The 23,630-nt window shown below is 42.0% G+C and carries 27 protein-coding genes and 1 other annotated feature; of the genes, 25 read left to right on the top strand and 2 right to left on the bottom strand.

Annotated elements, in window-relative coordinates; all coding sequences use genetic code 11:
- Positions 1–30 precede the first annotated feature (30 nt).
- From pyrH to QM408_RS03365, 5 genes are all read left to right on the top strand, one after another.
- Positions 31–768 (top strand): UMP kinase, encoded by a 738-nt coding sequence (gene pyrH / locus QM408_RS03345; RefSeq protein WP_000002996.1) that lies wholly within the window; start codon positions 31–33, stop codon positions 766–768.
- Between the two features lie 8 nt (positions 769–776).
- Positions 777–1,334, top strand: a complete 558-nt coding sequence (gene frr / locus QM408_RS03350; protein ID WP_001262225.1) for a ribosome recycling factor — start codon at positions 777–779, stop codon at positions 1,332–1,334.
- Between the two features lie 59 nt (positions 1,335–1,393).
- Positions 1,394–2,248: an RNA-binding virulence regulatory protein CvfB gene (gene cvfB, locus QM408_RS03355; protein ID WP_001095458.1), complete on the top strand. Its 855-nt coding sequence runs from the start codon at positions 1,394–1,396 to the stop codon at positions 2,246–2,248.
- Positions 2,249–2,256: 8 nt separating this feature from the next.
- Entirely contained in the window at positions 2,257–2,472 is a 216-nt protein-coding gene (locus QM408_RS03360; RefSeq protein ID WP_001232083.1) for a YozE family protein, read from the top strand.
- A gap of 84 nt (positions 2,473–2,556) precedes the next feature.
- Entirely contained in the window at positions 2,557–3,552 is a 996-nt protein-coding gene (locus tag QM408_RS03365) for a PhoH family protein (RefSeq protein ID WP_237446922.1), read from the top strand.
- 56 nt (positions 3,553–3,608) lie between these two features.
- On the opposite strand, the gene ald is transcribed toward QM408_RS03365, so the two are convergent.
- Entirely contained in the window at positions 3,609–4,721 is a 1,113-nt protein-coding gene (gene ald, locus QM408_RS03370; RefSeq protein WP_414373593.1) for an alanine dehydrogenase, read from the bottom strand.
- 171 nt (positions 4,722–4,892) lie between these two features.
- On the opposite strand from ald, the gene QM408_RS03375 reads away from it, so the two are divergent.
- From QM408_RS03375 to QM408_RS03420, 10 genes are all read left to right on the top strand, one after another.
- Complete coding sequence (locus QM408_RS03375) at positions 4,893–5,462, top strand: GNAT family N-acetyltransferase (protein ID WP_203213290.1); 570 nt, start codon at positions 4,893–4,895, stop codon at positions 5,460–5,462.
- A 66-nt stretch (positions 5,463–5,528) separates the two neighbouring features.
- Positions 5,529–6,179: a helix-hairpin-helix domain-containing protein gene (locus tag QM408_RS03380; protein ID WP_237446920.1), complete on the top strand. Its 651-nt coding sequence runs from the start codon at positions 5,529–5,531 to the stop codon at positions 6,177–6,179.
- Positions 6,163–8,403: a DNA internalization-related competence protein ComEC/Rec2 gene (locus QM408_RS03385; RefSeq protein ID WP_237446919.1), complete on the top strand. Its 2,241-nt coding sequence runs from the start codon at positions 6,163–6,165 to the stop codon at positions 8,401–8,403. The genes QM408_RS03380 and QM408_RS03385 overlap by 17 nt, the downstream gene beginning before the upstream one ends.
- A gap of 72 nt (positions 8,404–8,475) precedes the next feature.
- Positions 8,476–8,607, top strand: a sequence feature (ribosomal protein L20 leader region).
- Between the two features lie 15 nt (positions 8,608–8,622).
- Positions 8,623–9,153: a translation initiation factor IF-3 gene (gene infC, locus QM408_RS03390; RefSeq protein WP_000848180.1), complete on the top strand. Its 531-nt coding sequence runs from the start codon at positions 8,623–8,625 to the stop codon at positions 9,151–9,153.
- 32 nt (positions 9,154–9,185) lie between these two features.
- Positions 9,186–9,386, top strand: coding sequence for a 50S ribosomal protein L35 (gene rpmI, locus QM408_RS03395; protein WP_001125943.1), 201 nt, complete (start codon positions 9,186–9,188; stop codon positions 9,384–9,386).
- Between the two features lie 51 nt (positions 9,387–9,437).
- Positions 9,438–9,797 (top strand): 50S ribosomal protein L20, encoded by a 360-nt coding sequence (rplT, locus tag QM408_RS03400; protein ID WP_000124834.1) that lies wholly within the window; start codon positions 9,438–9,440, stop codon positions 9,795–9,797.
- 58 nt (positions 9,798–9,855) lie between these two features.
- Complete coding sequence (gene gloA, locus QM408_RS03405) at positions 9,856–10,236, top strand: lactoylglutathione lyase (RefSeq protein ID WP_237446918.1); 381 nt, start codon at positions 9,856–9,858, stop codon at positions 10,234–10,236.
- A 248-nt stretch (positions 10,237–10,484) separates the two neighbouring features.
- Positions 10,485–11,285, top strand: coding sequence for a dihydroorotate dehydrogenase electron transfer subunit (locus QM408_RS03410; RefSeq protein ID WP_001070083.1), 801 nt, complete (start codon positions 10,485–10,487; stop codon positions 11,283–11,285).
- A complete protein-coding gene (locus tag QM408_RS03415; RefSeq protein ID WP_272931756.1) occupies positions 11,248–12,234 on the top strand; it encodes a dihydroorotate dehydrogenase in 987 nt (328 codons plus the stop codon). The genes QM408_RS03410 and QM408_RS03415 overlap by 38 nt, the downstream gene beginning before the upstream one ends.
- A 97-nt stretch (positions 12,235–12,331) precedes the next feature.
- Positions 12,332–14,038 carry a glucosaminidase domain-containing protein gene (locus QM408_RS03420; protein WP_237446916.1) on the top strand — a complete coding sequence of 569 codons (1,707 nt, stop codon included), beginning with the start codon at positions 12,332–12,334 and terminating at the stop codon, positions 14,036–14,038.
- A 60-nt stretch (positions 14,039–14,098) separates the two neighbouring features.
- On the opposite strand, the gene pavA is transcribed toward QM408_RS03420, so the two are convergent.
- A complete protein-coding gene (gene pavA / locus QM408_RS03425; protein ID WP_070527363.1) occupies positions 14,099–15,754 on the bottom strand; it encodes an Rqc2 family fibronectin-binding protein PavA in 1,656 nt (551 codons plus the stop codon).
- Positions 15,755–15,858: 104 nt separating this feature from the next.
- On the opposite strand from pavA, the gene ybeY reads away from it, so the two are divergent.
- The 10 genes from ybeY (at position 15,859) to smpB (ending at position 23,620) form a co-directional block, all read left to right on the top strand.
- A complete protein-coding gene (gene ybeY, locus QM408_RS03430) occupies positions 15,859–16,356 on the top strand; it encodes an rRNA maturation RNase YbeY (RefSeq protein ID WP_000275156.1) in 498 nt (165 codons plus the stop codon).
- The gene (locus tag QM408_RS03435) at positions 16,337–16,732 is read left to right on the top strand and encodes a diacylglycerol kinase family protein (RefSeq protein ID WP_000378166.1); all 396 of its coding nucleotides are present in this window, start codon (positions 16,337–16,339) and stop codon (positions 16,730–16,732) included. Before ybeY ends, QM408_RS03435 begins: the two co-directional genes overlap by 20 nt.
- A 16-nt stretch (positions 16,733–16,748) precedes the next feature.
- On the top strand, positions 16,749–17,648 hold the full coding sequence (gene era, locus QM408_RS03440) for a GTPase Era (RefSeq protein ID WP_000143264.1): 900 nt from the start codon (positions 16,749–16,751) through the stop codon (positions 17,646–17,648).
- Between the two features lie 48 nt (positions 17,649–17,696).
- A complete protein-coding gene (gene mutM, locus QM408_RS03445; RefSeq protein WP_414373599.1) occupies positions 17,697–18,521 on the top strand; it encodes a DNA-formamidopyrimidine glycosylase in 825 nt (274 codons plus the stop codon).
- On the top strand, positions 18,521–19,126 hold the full coding sequence (gene coaE / locus QM408_RS03450) for a dephospho-CoA kinase (RefSeq protein ID WP_414373602.1): 606 nt from the start codon (positions 18,521–18,523) through the stop codon (positions 19,124–19,126). The genes mutM and coaE overlap by 1 nt, the downstream gene beginning before the upstream one ends.
- A complete protein-coding gene (locus QM408_RS03455) occupies positions 19,113–20,312 on the top strand; it encodes a multidrug efflux MFS transporter PmrA (RefSeq protein ID WP_414373604.1) in 1,200 nt (399 codons plus the stop codon). The genes coaE and QM408_RS03455 overlap by 14 nt, the downstream gene beginning before the upstream one ends.
- The gene (gene rpmG, locus QM408_RS03460) at positions 20,312–20,461 is read left to right on the top strand and encodes a 50S ribosomal protein L33 (protein ID WP_001809104.1); all 150 of its coding nucleotides are present in this window, start codon (positions 20,312–20,314) and stop codon (positions 20,459–20,461) included. Before QM408_RS03455 ends, rpmG begins: the two co-directional genes overlap by 1 nt.
- A gap of 39 nt (positions 20,462–20,500) precedes the next feature.
- On the top strand, positions 20,501–20,734 hold the full coding sequence (gene secG, locus QM408_RS03465) for a preprotein translocase subunit SecG (RefSeq protein WP_000282517.1): 234 nt from the start codon (positions 20,501–20,503) through the stop codon (positions 20,732–20,734).
- Between the two features lie 101 nt (positions 20,735–20,835).
- Entirely contained in the window at positions 20,836–23,190 is a 2,355-nt protein-coding gene (gene rnr / locus QM408_RS03470) for a ribonuclease R (RefSeq protein WP_414373606.1), read from the top strand.
- Positions 23,153–23,620, top strand: a complete 468-nt coding sequence (gene smpB / locus QM408_RS03475; RefSeq protein ID WP_001051750.1) for an SsrA-binding protein SmpB — start codon at positions 23,153–23,155, stop codon at positions 23,618–23,620. The genes rnr and smpB overlap by 38 nt, the downstream gene beginning before the upstream one ends.
- The last annotated feature ends 10 nt before the right edge of the window (positions 23,621–23,630 follow it).

Genomic DNA, 23,630 nt, shown 5'->3' on the forward strand with positions numbered 1-23,630 from the left:
AATAGGTAGGATAAAAGAAGGAGAGTGAAAATGGCGAATCCCAAGTATAAACGTATTTTAATCAAGTTATCAGGTGAAGCCCTTGCCGGTGAACGAGGCGTAGGGATTGATATCCAAACAGTTCAAACAATCGCAAAAGAGATTCAAGAAGTTCATAGCTTAGGTATCGAAATTGCCCTTGTTATTGGTGGAGGAAATCTCTGGCGTGGCGAACCTGCTGCAGAAGCAGGAATGGACCGCGTTCAGGCAGATTACACAGGAATGCTTGGGACTGTTATGAATGCTCTTGTGATGGCAGATTCATTGCAACAAGTTGGGGTTGATACACGTGTGCAAACAGCTATTGCTATGCAACAAGTGGCAGAGCCTTATGTCCGTGGCCGTGCCCTTCGTCACCTTGAAAAAGGCCGTATCGTTATCTTTGGTGCCGGAATTGGTTCACCTTACTTCTCAACCGATACAACAGCGGCCCTTCGTGCAGCTGAAATCGAAGCAGATGCCATCCTTATGGCTAAAAATGGTGTCGACGGTGTTTACAATGCCGATCCTAAGAAGGACAAGACAGCTGTTAAATTTGAAGAATTGACCCACCGTGACGTTATCAATAAAGGTCTCCGTATCATGGACTCAACAGCTTCAACCCTCTCAATGGACAACGATATTGACTTGGTTGTCTTTAACATGAACCAACCAGGCAACATCAAACGTGTCGTATTTGGTGAAAATATCGGAACAACAGTTTCAAATAATATCGAAGAAAAGGAATAAGAAAGATTATGGCTAACGCAATTATTGAAAAAGCTAAAGAGAGAATGACCCAGTCTCACCAATCACTTGCTCGTGAATTTGGTGGTATCCGTGCTGGCCGTGCCAATGCAAGCTTGCTTGACCGTGTACATGTAGAATACTATGGAGTCGAAACTCCTCTTAACCAAATCGCTTCAATTACCATTCCAGAAGCGCGTGTTTTGTTGGTAACACCATTTGACAAGTCTTCATTGAAAGACATCGAACGTGCTTTGAACGCTTCTGATCTTGGTATCACACCAGCGAATGACGGTTCTGTGATTCGCTTGGTTATCCCAGCTCTTACAGAAGAAACTCGTCGTGACCTTGCTAAAGAAGTGAAGAAGGTCGGTGAGAATGCTAAGGTGGCTGTCCGCAATATCCGTCGCGATGCTATGGACGAAGCTAAGAAACAAGAAAAAGCAAAAGAAATCACTGAAGACGAATTGAAGACTCTTGAAAAAGACATTCAAAAAGTAACAGACGATGCTGTTAAACACATCGACGACATGACTGCCAACAAAGAGAAAGAACTTTTGGAAGTCTAAAAATAAACAGAAAAACTCAGTTGGCATTGCTGGCTGAGTTTTATTCGAAAGAAGGAAATATGAATACAAATCTTGCAAGTTTTATCGTTGGACTGATCATCGATGAAAACGACCGTTTTTACTTTGTGCAAAAGGATGGTCAAACCTATGCTCTTGCTAAGGAAGAAGGTCAACATACGGTAGGGGATACGGTCAAAGGTTTTGCCTACACGGATATGAAGCAAAAACTCCGCCTGACCACTCTAGAAGTGACCGCCACTCAGGACCAATTTGGTTGGGGAACTGTAACGGAAGTTCGTAAAGACTTGGGTGTCTTTGTGGATACAGGCCTTCCTGACAAGGAAATCGTTGTGTCACTCGATATTCTCCCTGAGCTCAAGGAACTCTGGCCTAAGAAGGGCGACCAACTTTACATCCGTCTCGAAGTGGACAAGAAAGACCGTATCTGGGGACTCTTGGCTTATCAAGAAGACTTCAAACGTCTGGCTCGTCCTGCCTACAACAACATGCAGAACCAAAACTGGCCAGCCATTGTTTACCGCCTCAAGCTGTCAGGGACTTTTGTTTACCTGCCAGAAAATAACATGCTTGGCTTTATCCATCCTAGCGAGCGCTACGCAGAGCCACGTTTGGGTCAAGTTTTAGATGCGCGTGTTATTGGTTTCCGTGAAGTGGACCGTACTTTGAACCTATCCCTTAAACCACGTTCCTTTGAGATGTTGGAAAATGATGCCCAGATGATTTTGACCTACTTGGAAAGCAATGGTGGTTTCATGACCTTGAATGACAAGTCATCCCCTGAGGATATCAAGGCAACCTTTGGAATTTCTAAAGGTCAGTTCAAGAAAGCACTCGGTGGCTTGATGAAGGCTGGTAAAATCAAGCAAGACCAGTTTGGGACAGAGTTGATTTAGGGAGACATATGAGAAAATCATTTTACACTTGGCTCATGACCGAGCGCAATCCTAAAAGTAACAGTCCCAAAGCTATCTTGGCAGACCTAGCTTTTGAAGAGTCAGCCTTTCCAAAACACACAGATGATTTTGATGAGGTGAGTCGCTTTTTGGAGGAGCATGCCAGTTTCTCTTTTAACCTAGGAGACTTTGACGCTATCTGGCAAGAATACATAGAGCACTAGCATGATTCACTGGGTTTGGGCTAGTAATTTCTCCACCCCTTTGCTATAATAAAAAGAAATAAAAGGATTAGAGAGGTTCTTTATTTGAAGGAACATTCAATAGACATTCAACTGAGTCATCCAGATGACCTGTTTCATCTTTTTGGTTCCAATGAACGCCATCTTCGTTTGATGGAAGAAGAGCTTGATGTGGTGATTCATGCTCGTACGGAGATTGTCCAGGTTTTGGGAGAAGAGGCTGCTTGTGAGGAAGCCCGTCAGGTTATTCAAGCTCTCATGGTCTTGGTGAACCGTGGGATGACCGTTGGTACGCCAGATGTGGTGACTGCAATTAGCATGGTCAAAAACGATGAAATCGACAAGTTTGTCGCCCTTTACGAAGAAGAAATTATCAAGGACAACACAGGGAAGCCTATCCGTGTCAAAACCTTAGGTCAAAAGCTTTATGTTGATAGTGTCAAACAGCACGATGTAACCTTTGGAATTGGGCCTGCAGGGACAGGGAAGACCTTTCTTGCAGTGACCTTGGCAGTGACAGCTCTTAAACGTGGGCAAGTCAAGCGAATTATCCTGACACGTCCAGCAGTGGAAGCAGGAGAGAGTCTAGGATTTCTTCCGGGTGATCTCAAGGAGAAGGTAGATCCTTACCTTCGACCTGTTTACGATGCCTTGTATCAGATTCTGGGAAAAGACCAAACGACTCGTCTCATGGAGCGTGAAATTATCGAGATTGCGCCCCTTGCCTATATGCGTGGACGGACCTTGGATGATGCCTTTGTCATTCTCGATGAGGCCCAAAATACGACCATCATGCAGATGAAGATGTTTTTGACTCGTTTAGGCTTTAATTCTAAGATGATTGTCAATGGAGATATTAGTCAGATTGACCTGCCACGTAATGTCAAGTCCGGTTTGATTGATGCCCAAGAGAAACTCAAGAACATTCATCAGATTGACTTTGTTCATTTTTCAGCTAAGGATGTGGTTCGCCATCCAGTTGTCGCTCAGATTATCCGAGCTTATGAACCAGTACCGGTTAAAAAAGAAGAGCGTGAAGAAAACCAAGAAGAAACAGAATAGCAAAAAAGAGCAGTTCAGGTGGAATTGCTCTTTCTTTTATCTGATAATTAGATTTTTTAGACTAGTTCATCAATTGGAGTATGTTTTATATCGAGACCTTGGGCTACTGGAAGACTGGTTAAGTAACCTTGATAAGTGGTCACACCTTGACGCAAGCCCTTATCTTCAGAGATTGCTTGTATAAAACCTTTACCAGCCAAAGCTTCGATATAAGGAAGAGTGACATTGGTTAGGGCGATGGTTGAAGTACGGGCAACTGCACCAGGGATGTTGGCAACGGCATAGTGGAGAACGCCGTATTTTTCATAGACAGGTTCATCGTGCGTTGTGACACGGTCAGCTGTCTCGATAATGCCCCCTTGGTCAACGGCGACGTCCACAATGACAGAGCCTGGACGCATTTGCTTGACCATCTCATCTGTCACCAATTTTGGTGCTTTGGCACCTGGGATGAGAACCGCTCCGATCACCACATCCGCATCTCTCACACTGGCTTCGATGTTGAGCGAATTGGACATAAGGGTTTGAATTTGATGACCAAAGACCTCCTCTAAAACGGAGAGACGTTTAGCACTGATATCAAGGATGGTCACTTGCGCTCCCAATCCTAAAGCGATGCGGGCAGCATGGGTCCCTACGACACCACCACCGATGATGGTTACTTTTCCTTTAGGTACACCCGGTACACCACCCAGTAGGACGCCAGAACCTCCTGCTTGTTTGGTTAGGAAGTGAGCTCCGATTTGGACTGCCATACGGCCTGCAACCTCACTCATAGGAACGAGGAGTGGTAACTGGCCTTGGGAATCATGGACAGTTTCATAGGCAATCCCTGTTGTTTTTGCTGCTAGCATAGCATCTGCTAATTCAGGAGCAGCGGCCATGTGCAAGTAGGTGAAGAGAAGCAGGTCGTCACGCAAGTACTCATATTCAGAAGGTAATGGTTCTTTTACTTTCACGACTAACTTTGCAGCCCAAGCTTCACCAGCACTAGCGACAATTTCAGCTCCTTGCTTTTGATAGTCAGCATCAGTAAAGCCTGAACCGAGACCAGCATTTGTTTCGATAAGGACGCGATGACCACGACCGACTAAGCTGAGGACACCAGCAGGTGTGAGGGCAACACGGTTTTCATTATTCTTAATTTCTTTTGGAATTCCGATTAACATAGAGAAAAACTCCCTTTCTATTGACGGGTTGTAAATGATTTATCACATTATCTATAAAAATAAGGTGATGATTTTATTCTATATGAAACCGCTTTAAAAAGCAAGGAAAACTTGTTGTAACTTCTTTTTTATGCTAGACTGGTAGAAAATATTTTTAAATGGAGGAGAAGTATGGAATCAATCTTTTTAAAACTAGCTCAGTATCCCATAGTCGAGACTGAGCGTTTATTGCTTAGACCTGTAACCTTGGATGATGCGGAAGAAATGTTTGACTATGCCTCGGACAGAGAAAATACGCGCTACACTTTTCCAACCAATCAAAGCTTGGAAGAAACCAAAAATAATATTGCTCAGTTCTACTTGGCTAATCCCTTGGGACGTTGGGGAATAGAACTAAAAAGCAATGGCAAATTTATCGGAACCATTGACTTGCACAAGATTGATCCTGTTCTTAAGAAGGCAGCTATTGGCTACATTATCAATAAAAAGTATTGGAATCAAGGATTTACGACAGAAGCCAATCGTGCCGTAATTAAGCTAGCTTTTGAGAAGATAGGGATGAACAAGTTAGTTGCTTTATACGATAAGGCTAATCCCGCGTCAGGAAAGGTCATGGAGAAATCAGGAATGCGTTTTTCCCACGAAGAAGCTTATGCTTGTATGGACCAGCATGAAGAAGGCCGAATCGTTACAAGAGTTCATTATGTCTTGACCAAGGAAGACTATTTTGCAAATAAATAAGCAGTTGAGAAGAATTTTTCAACTGTTTTTTCTTCCTCTTACGAATAATCTAAGAGAGGAGAAAATATGGAAGCAATTATCGAGAAAATCAAAGAGTATAAAATCATCGTCATCTGTACTAGTCTAGGCTTGCTTATCGGCGGATTTTTCCTGCTAAAACCAGATCCACACACACCTGTCAAAGAAACGAATTTGCAGGCAGAAGTTGTAGCAGTTTCCAAGGATTCGGTATCCGAAAAGGAAGTAAAGAAGGAAGAAAAGGAAGAACCCCTTGAACAAGATCTAATCACAGTAGATGTCAAAGGTGCTGTTAAATCGCCAGGGATTTATGATTTGCCTGTAGGTAGTCGAGTCAATGATGCTGTTCAGAAGGCTGGTGGCTTGACAGAACAAGCAGATAGCAAGTCGCTCAATCTAGCTCAGAAAGTTAGTGACGAGGCTCTGGTTTACGTCCCAACTAAGGGAGAAGAAGCAGCTAGTCAGCAGGCAGGTCCTGGGACGGCTTCCTCAACGAGCAAGGAAAAGAAGGTCAATCTCAATAAGGCCAGTCTGGAAGAACTCAAGCAGGTCAAAGGACTGGGTGGCAAACGAGCTCAGGATATTATCGACCATCGTGAGGCAAATGGGAAATTCAAGTCGGTTGATGAACTCAAGAAAGTCTCTGGCATTGGTGCCAAGACCATAGAAAAGTTAAAAGATTATGTTACAGTGGATTAAGAATTTCTCTATTCCCCTAATTTACCTTAGTTTTCTGTTGCTTTGGCTTTACTACGCCATTTTCTCATCATCTTATCTCGCACTACTAGGTTTTGTTTTTCTGCTAGTCTGTCTCTTTATCCAATTTCCGTGGAAATCTGCTGGTAAAGTTCTAATAATTTGTGGAATCTTTGGTTTCTGGTTTCTGTTTCAAAATTGGCAACAGAGTCAAGCGAGTCAAAATTTGGCGGATTCTGTTGAAAGGGTACGGATTTTACCAGACACTGTTAAGGTCAATGGTGATAGTCTATCCTTTCGTGGCAAGGCCGATGGCCGCATTTTTCAAGTCTATTATCAACTCCAGTCCGAGGAGGAGAAAGAAGCCTTTCAAGCTTTAACCGACCTTCATGAGATAGGACTAGAAGGAAAACTTTCAGAACCAGACGGGCAGAGAAATTTTGGTGGTTTTGACTACCAAGCCTATCTGAAAACTCAAGGGATTTACCAAACATTAACTATCAAAAGAATCCAGTCACTTCAAAAGGTTAGCAGTTGGGATATAGGAGAAAATCTGTCCAGTTTACGTCGAAAGACTGTGGTTTGGATTAAGACGCATTTTCCAGACCCTATGCGCAATTACATGACAGGGCTCTTGTTAGGACATCTGGACACCGACTTTGAGGAGATGAACGGGCTTTATTCTAGTTTAGGAATTATCCACCTCTTTGCCTTGTCGGGTATGCAGGTAGGTTTTTTCATGGACGGATTTAAGAAACTACTCTTGCGATTGGGCTTGACCCAAGAAAAGTTGAAATGGCTGACCTATCCCTTTTCCATTCTCTATGCTGGTCTGACAGGATTTTCAACTTCGGTTATTCGCAGTCTCTTGCAAAAGCTACTGGCTCAACATGGGGTTAAGGGCTTTGATAATTTTGCCTTGACGGTCCTTGTCCTATTTATCATTATGCCTAACTTTTTCCTGACTGCAGGAGGAGTTTTGTCATGTGCTTATGCTTTTATCTTGACCATGACCAGCAAAGAAGGAGAAGGCCTCAAGGCTGTTGCTAGAGAAAGTCTAGTCATTTCCTTGGGAATATTACCCATCCTATCCTTCTATTTTGCAGAATTTCAGCCTTGGTCTATCCTTTTGACCTTTGTCTTTTCCTTTCTATTTGACTTGGTCTTCTTACCGCTCTTATCTATCATATTTGCCCTTTCCTTTCTCTATCCAGTCATTCAGCTGAATTTTATCTTTGAATGGTTGGAGGGAATGATTCGCTTGGTGTCGCAGGTGGCAAGTAGGCCTCTGGTCTTTGGACAACCCAATGCATGCCTTTTAATCCTATTGTTAATTTCCTTGGCTTTAGTTTATGATTTGAGGAAAAACATTAAAAGGCTAGCAGTATTGAGCTTATTGATTACAGGTCTCTTTTTCCTGACCAAGTATCCACTGGAAAATGAAATTACCATGCTGGATGTGGGGCAAGGGGAAAGTATTTTCCTACGGGATGTAACTGGGAAAACCATTCTCATAGATGTAGGTGGCAAGGCAGAATCTGATAAGAAAATCGAAAAATGGCAAGAAAAGGCGACGACCAGTAATGCCCAGCGAACCTTGATACCCTATCTCAAAAGTCGCGGAGTATCCAAGATTGACCAGCTAATTTTGACCAATACGGACAAGGAATATGTTGGAGATTTGTTGGAGGTGACCAAGGCTTTCCATGTAGCGGAGATTTTAGTGTCAAAAGGTAGTTTGAAACAGAAGGAATTTGTGGTAGAACTACAGGCAACTCAAACCAAGGTGCGCAGTTTGACAGTAGGAGAGAAGTTGACAATTTTTGGAAGTCAGTTAGAAGTCCTATCTCCAAGGAAAATTGGAGATGGAGGTCATGAAGATTCCCTGGTTTTGTATGGAAAACTCTTGGATAAAAACTTTCTTTTCACAGGAAATTTGGAGGAGAAGGGGGAGAAGGCATTGCTGAAGCAGTATCCTGACCTAGAAGTGGATGTTTTGAAAGCTGGCCAACATGGCTCTAAAAAATCATCAAGTTCAGCCTTTTTAGAACAGCTCAAACAAGAGATGACCCTCATCTCAGTTGGAAAGAACAATCGAACGAAACTCCCCCATCAGGAAACCTTGACACGACTAGAAGATATCAATAGCAAAGTTTACCGAACTGATCAGCAAGGAGCTATACGGTTTAAAGGTTGGAATAGATGGAAGATCCAAACAGTTGGTTAACGAGCAGAAACTTTTCAAAAAAATAACTTTTTATCTTGACAAGAGCTAGAAAACTTGGTATCATATAAAAGTTGAGAAAAGCAGAAGTGAGAGCTTCTCGCCTTGTGACATCAAGTTGCCTGGCCCTACGGATGAAAAGTTTCTAAGAAACGCTATCATAACGTGCGGGCTTGTATATTTACGAGTCCGCTATTGTTTTTCTCTAATAAAACAAAAGAGGTGAAAACCATAGCAAAGCAAGACTTATTCATCAATGATGAGATTCGTGTACGTGAAGTTCGCTTGATTGGTCTTGAAGGAGAACAGCTAGGTATCAAGCCACTCAGTGAAGCGCAAGCTTTGGCTGATAACGCTAATGTTGACCTAGTATTGATTCAACCCCAAGCCAAACCGCCTGTTGCAAAAATTATGGACTACGGTAAGTTCAAATTTGAGTACCAGAAGAAGCAAAAAGAACAACGTAAAAAACAAAGTGTTGTTACTGTGAAAGAAGTTCGTCTAAGTCCAACTATTGACAAGGGTGACTTTGATACAAAACTTCGCAATGCACGCAAATTCCTTGAAAAAGGAAATAAAGTTAAGGTATCTATTCGCTTTAAGGGTCGTATGATTACCCATAAAGAGATTGGTGCAAAAGTTTTAGCCGAGTTTGCTGAAGCAACTCAAGATATTGCCATCATCGAACAACGTGCTAAAATGGATGGACGTCAAATGTTCATGCAATTGGCGCCAGCGACTGACAAAAAATAATTGTCAGAAAGTTAAATAAAGGAGAAAAAATCATGCCAAAACAAAAAACACACCGCGCATCAGCTAAACGTTTCAAACGTACAGGTTCTGGTGGACTTAAACGTTTCCGTGCTTACACTTCTCACCGTTTCCACGGAAAAACTAAGAAACAACGTCGTCATCTTCGTAAAGCATCTATGGTGCATTCAGGAGACTACAAACGTATCAAAGCAATGCTTACTCGCTTGAAATAATAGCTTGACCGTAAGTAAACAATTCTAGGAAATATTTGGAGGAAATAAAACATGGCACGTGTTAAAGGTGGCGTTGTATCACGCAAACGTCGTAAACGTATTCTTAAATTAGCAAAAGGTTACTATGGAGCTAAACACATCTTGTTCCGTACTGCAAAAGAACAAGTAATGAACTCTTACTACTATGCATACCGTGACCGTCGTCAGAAAAAACGTGACTTCCGCAAATTGTGGATCACTCGTATCAACGCGGCAGCTCGTATGAACGGACTTTCATACTCACAATTGATGCATGGTTTGAAATTGGCTGAGATCGAAGTTAACCGTAAAATGCTTGCTGACTTGGCTGTTAACGATGCAGCAGCTTTCACAGCTCTTGCAGATGCAGCTAAAGCAAAACTTGGTAAATAATAACAGATAAGACTGGAACAGGATTGTCCCAGTCTTTTTGAAAATAAAGGAGAACAATATGGCTTCAAAAATGCTACACACTTGCTTGCGAGTAGAAAACCTTGAAAAATCAATTGCATTTTATCAATATGCTTTTGGATTTAAAGAATTGCGTCGCAGAGATTTTCCAGATCATGCCTTCACGATTGTTTATCTAGGTCTTGAGGGTGACGACTATGAGTTGGAGTTGACTTATAACTACGATCACGGTCCTTATGTGGTTGGAGATGGGTTTGCCCACATCGCCCTAAGTACACCTGATCTTGAAGCTCTTCATCAAGAGCACAGTGCAAAAGGTTATGAAGTTACCGAGCCAAATGGCCTACCAGGAACTGCACCTAACTATTACTTTGTCAAAGACCCTGATGGCTACAAGGTCGAAGTTATTCGTGAAAAATAATCTCGTGAGGTCAAGTAGAATGTTCGTTTTCTACTTGACTTTTTTTAGCTGAAAGAGTATACTGGTAAAAATTTAACCTTTAAGGGGAGTCCAGAGAGACTCACAAGGTGTCAGATAAAAGAATAGTACAATTTTCTAGAGGAGACTTTTTGAGTATGCTCTCTTGTGTTGTACGATTTTAACTGAGGCCTTGCACTAGCAAGGTCTTTTCTTTGTCTGGTCCCCTTAAAATTTAAGGAGGAAAAGTCATGAATCCCACATGTAAGAAACGTTTGGGTGCTATTCGCTTGGAAACCATGAAGGTGGTTGCACAGGAGGAAATCGCGCCAGCAATCTTTGAATTAGTCCTAGAAGGGGAAATGGTTGAAGCTATGCGGGCAGGCCAATTTCTTCATCTGCGTGTGCCTGATGATGCCCATCTTTTGCGTCGTCCTATTTCAATTTCGTCTATTGATAAGGTAAAGAAGCAGTGTCACCTCATTTATCGGATTGAAGGTGCTGGTACAGCTATTTTTTCAACCTTAAGTCAGGGAGATACTCTTGATGTGATGGGACCTCAGGGAAATGGATTTGACTTGTCTGACCTTGATGAGCAGAGTCAGGTTCTCCTTGTTGGTGGGGGGATTGGTGTTCCGCCCTTGCTTGAGGTAGCCAAGGAATTGCATGCGCGTGGTGTGAAAGTAGTGACAGTTCTCGGTTTTGCTAATAAGGATGCTGTTATTTTGGAGATTGAATTAGCTCAATATGGGCAGGTATTTGTAACAACAGATGATGGTTCTTATGGCATTAAGGGAAATGTTTCCGTTGTTATCAAGGATTTAGACAGTCAGTTTGATGCTGTTTACTCATGTGGGGCGCCTGGAATGATGAAGTATATCAATCAAACCTTTTATGACCATCCAAGAGCCTATCTATCTCTAGAATCTCGTATGGCTTGTGGGATGGGGGCTTGCTATGCCTGCGTCCTAAAAGTGCCAGAAAGCGAGACGGTCAGCCAACGTGTCTGTGAAGATGGTCCTGTTTTCCGCACAGGAACAGTTGTATTATAAGGAGAAAATTATGACTAGAAATCGTTTACAAGTTTCTCTACCAGGCTTGGATTTGAAAAATCCGATTATTCCAGCATCAGGATGTTTTGGCTTTGGACAAGAGTATGCCAAGTATTATGATTTAGACCTTTTAGGTTCTATTATGATCAAGGCGACAACACTTGAACCACGTTTTGGAAATCCAACTCCAAGGGTGGCAGAAACTCCCGCTGGTATGCTCAATGCAATCGGTTTGCAAAATCCTGGTTTGGAAGTTGTTTTGGCCGAAAAGCTAACTTGGCTGGAAAGAGAATATCCAAATCTTCCTATTATTGCCAATGTAGCTGGTTTTTCAAAACAAGAGTATGCTGCTGTTTCTCGAGGAATTTCTAAAGCAGCTAATGTAAAGGCTATCGAGCTCAATATTTCTTGCCCCAACGTTGACCACTGTAATCATGGACTCTTGATTGGTCAAGATCCAGATCTAGCTTATGATGTGGTGAAAGCAGCTGTGGAAGCCTCTGATGTACCAGTTTATGTCAAACTAACTCCTAGTGTGACCGATATCGTTACTGTCGCAAAGGCAGCAGAGGATGCAGGAGCAAGTGGCTTGACTATGATTAATACTCTGGTTGGAATGCGTTTTGATCTCAAAACCAGAAAACCAATCTTGGCCAATGGAACAGGTGGAATGTCTGGTCCAGCAGTCTTTCCAGTAGCCCTCAAACTTATCCGCCAAGTCGCCCAAACAACAGACCTGCCTATCATTGGAATGGGAGGAGTGGATTCGGCTGAAGCTGCCCTAGAAATGTATCTGGCTGGAGCATCTGCTATAGGAGTTGGAACAGCCAACTTTACCAATCCTTACGCCTGTCCTGATATTATCGAAAATTTACCAAAGGTTATGGATAAATATGGTATAAGCAGTCTAGAAAATCTACGCAAGGAAGTAAAAGAGTCTCTGAGGTAAACTGCAATCAATCTGTTCTTGATTTTTTATCAGTTTGTAATGTTGATTATAGAGAATTTTGATACAATAAAATAGAAAGAACAGAGGAAGAAAGTTTATGAAGAAATTGAGATTTGTTTTTTTAGCTCTGCTATTTTTCTTAGCCAGACCAGAGAGTGCAATGGCTAGTGATGGTACTTGGCAAGGAAAACAATACCTGAAAGCAGATGGGAGTCAAGCAGCTAATGAGTGGGTTTTTGATGCTCACTATCAATCTTGGTTTTATATAAAAGAAGATGCCAACTATGCTGAAAATGAATGGCTAAAGCAAGGTGATGACTATTTTTACCTCAAATCTGGTGGCTATATGGCCAAGTCAGAATGGATAGAAGACAAGGGAGTCCTCTATTATCTTGACCAAGATGGAAAGATGAAAAGAAATGCTTGGCTAGGAGCTTCCTATGTCGGTGCTACAGGTGCCAAGGTAATAGAAGACTGGGTCTATGATTCTCAATATGATGCTTGGTTTTATATCAAAGCAGATGGACAACACGCAGAGAAAGAATGGCTCCAAATCAAAGGTAAGGACTATTATTTCAAATTTGGTGGTTATTTACTGACAAGTCAGTGGATTGAACAGGCTTATGTGAGTGCTAGTGGCGCTAAAGTACAGCAAGGTTGGCTTTTTGACAAACAATACCAATCTTGGTTTTATATCAAAGAAAATGGAAATCATGCTGATAAAGAATGGATTTTCGAAAATGGTCACTATTATTATCTAAAATCCGGTGGCTATATGGCAGCCAATGAATGGATTTTGGATAAGGAGTCATGGTTTTATCTCAAGTCTGATGGCAAAATGGCTGAGAAAGAATGGGTATACGATTCTAAAAGTCAAGCCTGGTACTACTTCAAATCCGGTGGCTACATGGCAAAAAATGAGACTATTGATGGTCATCAGCTAGGAAACGATGGAAAGTGGCATAAGGAATCCAAGACTAGCTCTGATTATTATCAGGTTCTTCCAGTTACTGCAAATATCTATAATGCAGATGGTGAAAAACTGTCCTATATATCGCAAGGTAGTGTTGTTTGGCTGGATAAGGATAGAAAAAGTGATGACAAGCGCCTGGCTATTACTATTTCTGGCTTGTCAGGCTATATGAAAACAGAAGATTTACAAGCACTAGATGCCAGCAAGGATTTTATCCCTTATTATGAGAGTGATGGACACCGTTTTTATCACTATGTGGCTCAGAATGCTAGTATCCCAGTAGCTGCTCATCTTTCTGATATGGAAGTAGGCAAGAAATATTATTCGGCAGATGGGTTGCATTTTGATGGTTTTAAGCTTGAGAATCCCTTCCTTTTCAAAGACTTGACAGAGGTTACAAACTATAGTGCTGAAGACTTGGATAAGGTATTTAGTCTGCTAAATATTAATAATAGTCTCTTGGAGAACAAGGGAGCTACCTTTAAGGAAGCCGAAGAACATTACCATATCAATGCCCTTTACCTTCTTGCCCATAGTGCCTTAGAAAGCGACTGGGGACGTAGCAAGATTGCCAAAGATAAGAATAATTTCTTTGGAATTACAGCCTATGATACGACTCCTTACCTTTCTGCCAAGACATTTGATGATGTGGATAAGGGAATTTTAGGTGCAAGCAAGTGGATTAAGGAAAATTATATCGATAGGGGCAGAACTTTCCTTGGAAACAAGGCGTCTGGTATGAATGTTGAATATGCCTCAGACCCTTATTGGGGTGAAAAAATTGCTAGTGTGATGATGAAAATCAATGAGAAACTAGGTGGCAAAGATTAGTCCTATAATTGGATATGATTTGAGTGAATAGTAAGTTAAAAATCCTGATTTCAAGTAAAATCAGGATTTTTTCATGGATGCGATTTTTTCTGGATCTGGTGTGACACGGAGGGTCTTTTGCCCTGTGTAAGTGACAAAGCCGGGTTTTCCACCAGTTGGTTTGTTGAGTTTTTTGACTTCGATCATATCCACCTGCACCAGATTCGACAGGCGACCTTGAGAGAAGTAGGCGGCTAGTTCTGCCGCGTCTGTCTTGACTTCATCGGAAGGATCAAGATTGCCTGAGATGACAACGTGGCTTCCAGGGATATTCTTGGCATGGAACCAAAGTTCCTCCTTGCGGGCCATTTTAAAGGTTAACTCCTCGTTTTGTAGGTTGTTTCGGCCGACATAGATGATGGTTTTGCCATCGCTTGCTAGATATTGTTCTGGCTTTTTGCGTTTCTGGATTTTCTCCCGTTGTCTTCTGCGGATAAAGCCAGTTTGAATCAATTCTTCACGGATTTCAGTGATTTCTTCCAGTCCAGCTTGGTTAAGGACGGTTTCTACACTTTCCAGATAGAGAATGGTTGCCTTGGTTTCCTCAATCAGATCAGTCAAGTATTTGACAGCTTCTTTGAGTTTCTGATACCGTTTAAAATAGCGTTGGGCATTCTGGTTGGGAGTCAAGGCCTTATCAAGCGCAATCGTGATAGGTTGATTGGTGTAGTAGTTGTCTAGGATAACCTGTTCTTGGTCGTTAGGCACTTGATGGAGGAAGGTTGTCAGCAATTCCCCTTTTTGACGAAATTCTTCAGCGTTGTCTGTCGCCAGTAACTCTTTTTCTTGTTTTTTGAGTTTGTGGCGGTTTTTCTGAAGTTCATTTTCAACACGACGAATGAGTTCACTGGCTTGCTGTTTAACGCGGTCGCGCTCAGCCTTGTCCTTATAGTAGGTGTCCAACAAATCAGAAAGATTTGCAAAAGGCTCTCCCACTTGATTTGCAAAAGGAACTGGACTGAAGGAAGTCTCAGTCAAGCATGGTTTGGTTTCTTGATTGAAAAAGTTACGGAAAGTAGATAGTTTATCACTAACCAGTATGCTTTCCAATTCATTTGCCGTATCACGTCCCAGACCTTGAAAGAGGTTTTGAAGGTTCTTAGCTGTCGTTTCCTGTGTTTGCAGGATTTCAAAGAGTTTCTCGTCCTTGATTGTAAAAGGATTGAGAGATTCCGTACTTGGCGGAGCGATATAGGTCGATCCTGGAAGTAAGGTGCGGTAGCTATTTTGTGAAAAACCAACGTGTTTAATGACTTCGAGGATTTTGTGGCTACTTTTATCGACCAGTAGAATATTACTGTGTTTACCCATAATCTCGATAATCAAGGTAGCCTGGATATGGTCTCCAATTTCGTTTTTATTGGAAACTGTCATTTCCACAATACGGTCATTTTCCACTTGCTCAATCGATTCAATCAGGGCACCCTGCAAATATTTTCTTAAAACCATGATAAAGGTAGAAGGCTGGGCTGGGTTTTCAAAAGTTGTTTGGGTCAGCTGAATGCGTCCAAAAACTGGATGGGCAGAAAGGAGCAGGCGATGACTTTGGCGATTGCTACGGATTTGCAAGACCAACTCTTGTTCAAAAGGTTGATTGATTTTCTGAATGCGACCATTCACTAATTCTCTTTGCAATTCCTCAACCATGTGGTGTAAAAAAAATCCGTCAAATGACATCGTTCTCTCCTTGTGATTGTATTCCATAGTATTATATCAAAAAGGTAGAATAAAATCATGGAAATGTGGTATAATAAAGCCAAGTAAAGAGAAACGAGAAGCACATGTATATTGAAATGGTAGATGAAACTGGTCAAGTTTCAAAAGAAATGTTGCAACAAACCCAAGAGATTTTGGAATTTGCAGCCCAAAAATTAGGAAAAGAAGACAAGGAGATGGCAGTTACCTTTGTGACCAATGAGCGTAGTCATGAACTCAATCTGGAGTACCGTGACACCGACCGTCCGACAGATGTCATCAGCCTTGAATATAAACCAGAGTTGGAAATTGCCTTTGACGAAGAAGATTTGCTTGAAAATCCAGAATTAGCAGAGATGATGTCTGAGTTTGATGCCTATATTGGGGAATTGTTCATCTCTATTGATAAGGCTCATGAGCAGGCTGAGGAATATGGCCACAGCTTTGAGCGTGAGATGGGCTTCTTGGCAGTACACGGCTTTTTACATATTAACGGCTATGATCACTACACTCCGGAAGAAGAAGCGGAGATGTTCGGTTTACAAGAAGAAATTTTGACAGCCTATGGACTCACAAGACAATAAACGAAAATGGAAAAATCGTGACCTGATATCCAGTTTAGAATTTGCTCTTACAGGAATTTTTACTGCCATAAAGGAAGAACGCAATATGCGAAAACATGCGGTGACGGCTCTCGTGGTCATCCTCGCAGGTTTTGTTTTTCAGGTGTCACGAATCGAATGGCTCTTTCTCCTTTTGAGCATTTTTTTGGTAGTAGCCTTTGAAATTATCAATTCTGCTATCGAGAATGTGGTGGATTTGGCCAGTCACTATCACTTTTCTATGCTGGCTAAAAATGCCAAGGATATGGCGGCTGGCGCGGTATTAGTGGTCTCTCTTTTCGCAGCCTTAACAGGCGCATTGATTTTTCTCCCACGAATCTGGGATTTATTATTTTAAATAGCAAGAGGAAATTATGACTTTTAAATCAGGCTTTGTAGCCATTTTAGGACGTCCCAACGTTGGGAAGTCAACTTTTTTAAATCATGTCATGGGGCAAAAGATTGCCATTATGAGTGACAAGGCGCAGACAACGCGCAACAAAATTATGGGAATTTACACAACTGATAAGGAGCAAATTGTCTTTATCGACACACCAGGGATTCACAAACCTAAAACAGCTCTCGGAGATTTCATGGTCGAATCTGCCTATAGCACCCTTCGTGAAGTGGATACCGTTCTTTTCATGGTGCCTGCTGATGAAGCGCGTGGTAAGGGGGACGATATGATTATCGAGCGTCTCAAGGCTGCTAAGGTTCCTGTTATTCTGGTGGTGAACAAGATCGATAAGGTTCATCCAGACCAGCTTTTGTCTCAGATTGATGATTTTCGTAATCAAATGGACTTTAAGGAAATCGTTCCAATCTCAGCTCTTCAAGGGAATAACGTCTCTCGTCTAGTGGATATTTTGAGTGAAAATCTGGACGAAGGTTTCCAATATTTCCCATCTGATCAAATCACAGACCATCCAGAACGATTCTTGGTTTCAGAAATGGTTCGCGAGAAAGTCTTGCACCTAACTCGCGAAGAGATCCCTCACTCAGTTGCTGTAGTGGTTGATTCGATGAAACGAGATGAAGAGACAGACAAGGTTCATATCCGTGCAACCATCATGGTCGAGCGAGATAGCCAAAAAGGGATTATCATCGGTAAAGGTGGCGCTATGCTTAAGAAAATCGGTAGCATGGCCCGTCGCGATATTGAACTGATGCTAGGAGATAAGGTCTTCCTAGAAACCTGGGTCAAGGTCAAGAAAAACTGGCGCGATAAAAAGCTAGATTTGGCTGACTTTGGCTATAATGAAAAAGAATACTAAGTAGAGGTGGGCTCATGCCTGCTTCTTGTTTTTACAGAAGGAGGACTTATGCCTGAATTACCTGAGGTTGAAACCGTTCGTCGTGGCTTAGAAAAATTGATTTTGGGAAAGAAGATTTCGAGTATAGAGATTCGCTATCCCAAGATGATTAAGACGGATTTGGACGAATTTCAAAAGGAAGTGTCTGGTCAGATTATTGAGTCAATGGGACGTCGGGGCAAATATTTGCTTTTTTACCTGACAGACAAGGTCTTGATTTCCCATTTGCGGATGGAGGGCAAGTATTTTTACTATCCAGACCAAGTACCTGAACGCAAGCATGCCCATGTTTTTTTTCAGTTTGAAGATGGTGGGACGCTTGTTTATGAGGATGTACGCAAGTTTGGTACTATGGAACTCTTGGCTCCTGACCTTTTATACGCCTACTTTATTTCTAAAAAATTAGGTCCTGAACCAAGCGAACAAGACTTTGATTTACAGGTCTTTCAATCTGCTCTAACTAAATCTAAAAAGCCTATCAAATCCCATCTTCTAGACCAGACCTTGGTAGCTGGACTTGGCAATATCTATGTGGATGAGGTTCTATGGCGAGCTCAGGTTCATCCAGCCAGACCTTCACAGAGTTTGACGGCAGAAGAAGCTTCAGTGATTCATGACCAGACCATTGCTGTTTTGGGACAGGCTGTTGAAAAAGGTGGCTCCACCATTCGGACCTATACCAACGCTTTTGGTGAAGATGGAACTATGCAGGATTTTCATCAGGTCTATGATAAGGCTGGTCAAGAATGTGTACGCTGTGGTACCATCATTGAGAAAATCCAATTAGGCGGACGAGGCACCCACTTTTGTCCAAACTGTCAAAGGAGGGACTGATGGGGAAAATCATCGGAATCACAGGAGGAATTGCCTCTGGTAAGTCAACAGTGACAAATTTTCTAAGAAATCAAGGCTTGCAAGTAGTGGATGCCGACGCTCTTGTTCACCAACTACAGAAACCTGGTGGTCGTCTGTTTGAGGCTCTAGTACAGCACTTTGGGCAAGAAATTATATTAGAAAACGGAGAACTCAATCGCCCTATCCTAGCTAGTCTTATCTTTTCAAATCCTGAAGAGCGAGAATGGTCTAGGATAACTCAAGGAGAGATTATCCGTGAGGAACTAGCTACGTTGAGAGACCAGTTGGCTCAGACAGAAGAGATTTTCTTCATGGATATTCCCTTGCTTTTTGAACAAGACTATGCCTCTTGGTTTGATGAGACTTGGTTGGTCTATGTGGACCGAGATATCCAAGTGGAACGCTTAATGAAAAGGGACCGCTTGTCCAAAGATGAAGCTGAGTTTCGTCTGGCAGCCCAGTGGCCTGTAGAGAAAAAGAAAGATTTGGCCAGCCATGTTTTAAACAACAATGGAAATCAAGACCAGCTTCTTACTCAAGTACTTACCCTTCTTGAGGGAGGTAGGCAAGATGACAGAGATTAACTGGAAGGATAATTTGCGCATTGCCTGGTTTGGTAATTTTCTGACAGGAGCCAGTATTTCCTTAGTTGTGCCTTTTATGCCCATCTTTGTGGAAAATCTAGGTGTAGGGAGTGAGCAAGTCGCTTTTTATGCAGGCTTAGCTATTTCTGTCTCTGCTATTTCTGCGTCGCTCTTTTCTCCTATCTGGGGTATTCTTGCTGACAAATACGGTCGAAAACCCATGATGATTCGAGCAGGCATGGCCATGACCATTACTATGGGGGGATTGGCTTTTGTACCAAATATCTATTGGTTAATCTTTCTTCGTTTATTAAACGGTATATTTGCAGGATTTGTTCCTAATGCCACAGCCTTGATAGCAAGTCAGGTTCCCAAGGAGAAATCAGGCTCTGCCTTAGGTACTTTGTCTACAGGCGTAGTTGCAGGTACTCTAACTGGTCCCTTTATTGGTGGCTTTATCGCAGAATTATTTGGAATTCGTACTGTTTTCTTACTGGTTGGTAGTTTTCTGTTCTTAGCCGCTGTTTTGACTATTTGCTTTATCAAGGAAGATTTTCAACCAGTAGCCAAGGAAAAGGCCATCCCAACAAAGGAATTATTTACATCAGTTAAATATCCCTATCTTTTGGTCAACCTCTTTCTGACCAGTTTTGTCATCCAATTTTCAGCCCAATCAATCGGCCCTATCTTAGCTCTGTATGTACGCGACTTAGGCCAGACAGAGAATCTTCTTTTTGTATCTGGTTTGATTGTATCCAGTATGGGATTTTCCAGTATGATGAGTGCAGGAGTCATGGGAAAGCTAGGTGACAAGGTGGGCAACCATCGCCTCTTGGTTGTAGCCCAGTTTTATTCAGTTATCATCTATCTCCTCTGTGCCAATGCCTCTAGCCCGCTTCAACTAGGACTCTATCGTTTCCTCTTTGGATTGGGAACCGGTGCCTTGATTCCCGGAGTTAATGCCCTTCTCAGTAAAATGACCCCCAAAGCCGGCATTTCGAGGGTCTTTGCCTTCAATCAGGTATTCTTTTATCTGGGAGGTGTCGTTGGGCCTATGGCAGGTTCTGCAGTAGCAGGAAAATTTGGCTACCATGCAGTCTTCTATGCGACAAGCCTTTGTGTTGCCTTTAGTTGTCTCTTTAACCTTCTTCAATTTCGAACATTATTAAAAGTAAAGGAAATCTAGTGCGAGTAAAAATTAATCTCAAATGCTCCTCTTGTGGCAGTATCAATTACCTAACCAGTAAAAATTCAAAAACCCATCCAGACAAGATTGAGGTTTTAAAGTATTGTCCCAAGGAAAGAAAAGTAACCCTACATCTTGAATCTAAGTAGATTTTATGGTAAAATAATAGGGATTTTAAGGAGTTTGATATGTATAACCTATTATTAACCATTTTATTAGTATTATCTGTTGTGATTGTGATTGCAATTTTCATGCAACCAACCAAAAACCAATCCAGCAATGTATTTGATGCCAGCTCAGGTGATTTGTTTGAACGCAGTAAAGCACGCGGTTTCGAAGCTGTAATGCAGCGTTTGACAGGGATTTTAGTCTTTTTCTGGCTAGCCATTGCCTTAGCATTGACGGTATTATCAAGTAGATAAGAAAATAATGGGCAGGACTAGGTCTTTGCCTCTTTTTATTTTTAAAGGATGTTTAAGAAGGTTTTGCAGTAAAAGAAAATTAAAAAATCTAGAAAGAAAATATGAAAGATAGAATAAAAGAATATTTACAAGATAAGGGAAAGGTGACTGTCAATGACTTGGCTCAGGTTTTGGGAAAAGACGGTTCCAAGGATTTTCGTGAGTTGATTAAAACCTTGTCCCTAATGGAAAGAAAACACCAGATTCGCTTTGAAGAAGATGGAAGTCTGACCTTGGAAGTCAAGAAAAAACATGAGATTACTCTCAAGGGGATTTTTCATGCTCATAAAAATGGCTTTGGCTTTGTTAGTCTGGAAGGCGAAGAGGACGACCTTTTTGTAGGGAAAAACGATGTCAACTATGCTATTGATGGTGATACCGTTGAGGTCGTTATCAAGAAAGTCGCTGACCGCAATAAGGGAACAGCAGCAGAAGCAAAAATTATTGATATCTTAGAACACAGCCTGACAACAGTTCTCGGTCAAATCGTTCTAGATCAGGAAAAGCCTAAGTATGCAGGCTACATCCGTTCGAAAAACCAGAAAATCAGTCAACCGATTTATGTTAAGAAGCCAGCTCTAAAGCTAGAAGGAACAGAAGTTCTCAAGGTCTTTATCGATAAATACCCAAGCAAGAAACATGATTTCTTTGTCGCGAGTGTTCTAGATGTGGTTGGGCATTCAACGGATGTCGGAATTGATGTTCTTGAGGTTTTGGAGTCTATGGACATTGTCTCAGAATTTCCAGAGGCTGTTGTTAAGGAAGCAGAAAGTGTGCCTGATGCTCCGTCTCAAAAAGATATGGAAGGTCGTCTAGATCTAAGAGATGAGATTATCTTTACCATTGATGGTGCTGACGCCAAGGACTTGGACGACGCAGTTCACATCAAGCCTTTGAAAAATGGAAATATCGAACTCGGAGTTCACATCGCAGATGTTTCTTATTATGTAACTGAGGGCTCTGCCCTTGATAAGGAAGCCCTTAATCGTGCGACTTCTGTCTATGTGACAGACCGTGTGGTGCCAATGCTTCCAGAAAGACTGTCGAATGGCATCTGCTCCCTCAATCCTCAAGTTGACCGTCTGACCCAATCTGCTATTATGGAAATTGATAAACGTGGTCGTGTGGTCAATTACACCATTACACAAACGGTTATCAAGACAAGCTTTCGTATGACCTACAGCGATGTCAATGACATCCTAGCTGGCGACGAGGAAAAGAGACAAGAGTATCAGAAAATTGTTCCTAGTATAGAACTTATGGCCAAGCTTCATGAAAGGCTAGAAAACATGCGTGTGAAACGTGGAGCCCTCAATTTTGATACCAATGAAGCTAAGATTTTAGTGGATAAACAAGGTAAGCCTGTTGATATCGTTCTTCGTCAGCGTGGTGTTGCCGAGCGCATGATTGAGTCCTTCATGTTGATGGCCAACGAAACAGTGGCTGAGCATTTTAGTAAGTTGGATTTGCCTTTTATCTATCGGATTCACGAGGAGCCAAAGGCTGAAAAGATTCAGAAGTTTATTGATTATGCTTCGAGCTTTGGCTTGCGCATTTATGGGACTGCCAGTGAGATTAGCCAGGAGGCGCTTCAAGACATCATGCGTACTGTTGAGGGCGAACCTTATGCGGATGTATTGTCCATGATGCTTCTTCGCTCCATGCAGCAGGCTCGCTATTCTGAGCACAATCACGGCCACTATGGACTTGCTGCTGACTATTATACTCACTTTACTAGTCCGATTCGTCGTTATCCAGACCTTCTTGTTCACCGTATGATTCGTGATTACGGCCGTTCTAAGGAAATAGCAGAGCATTTTGAGCAAGTGATTCCAGAGATTGCGACCCAGTCTTCCAACCGTGAACGTCGTGCCATTGAGGCTGAGCGTGAAGTCGAAGCCATGAAAAAGGCTGAGTTCATGGAAGAATACGTGGGTGAAGAGTACGATGCGGTTGTGTCTAGCATTGTTAAATTCGGTCTCTTTGTCGAATTGCCAAACACAGTTGAAGGCTTGATTCACATCACTAATCTACCTGAATTTTATCATTTCAATGAGCGTGATTTGACTCTTCGTGGAGAGAAATCAGGTATTACCTTCCGTGTAGGACAACAGATTCGTATTCGAGTTGAAAGAGCGGATAAGATGACTGGTGAAATTGACTTCTCTTATATTCCAAGTGAGTTTGATGTGATTGAAAAAGGCTTGAAACAGTCTAATCGTAATGATAGAGGGCGTGGTTCAAGTCGTCGTTCAGATAAGAAGGAAGATAAGAGAAAATCAGGACGCTCAAATGATAAGCGCAAGCATTCACAAAAAGACAAGAAGAAAAAAGGAAAGAAACCCTTTTACAAGGAAGTAGCTAAGAAAGGAGCCAAGCATGGCAAAGGGCGAGGGAAAGGTCGTCGCACAAAATAAAAAGGCGCGCCACGACTATACTATCGTAGATACGTTAGAGGCAGGAATGGTCCTGACTGGAACTGAAATCAAGAGTGTGAGAGCTGCTCGAATCAATCTCAAGGATGGCTTTGCCCAAGTAAAAAATGGAGAAGTCTGGTTGAGCAATGTTCATATCGCTCCTTACGAAGAGGGCAATATCTGGAACCAAGAACCAGAACGTCGTCGAAAACTCTTACTTCATAAAAAGCAAATCCAAAAGTTGGAACAAGAGACCAAAGGAACAGGAATGACCCTGGTTCCTCTTAAAGTCTATATCAAAGATGGTTATGCCAAGCTCCTTTTAGGTTTAGCTAAAGGGAAGCATGACTATGATAAACGGGAGTCAATCAAACGTCGTGAGCAGAATCGCGATATTGCGCGTGTTATGAAAGCTGTTAATCAGCGATAAAAAGAGGAAT

Source organism: Streptococcus mitis, assembly GCF_047464965.1.
Taxonomy (GTDB): Bacteria; Bacillota; Bacilli; order Lactobacillales; family Streptococcaceae; genus Streptococcus; species Streptococcus mitis_DU.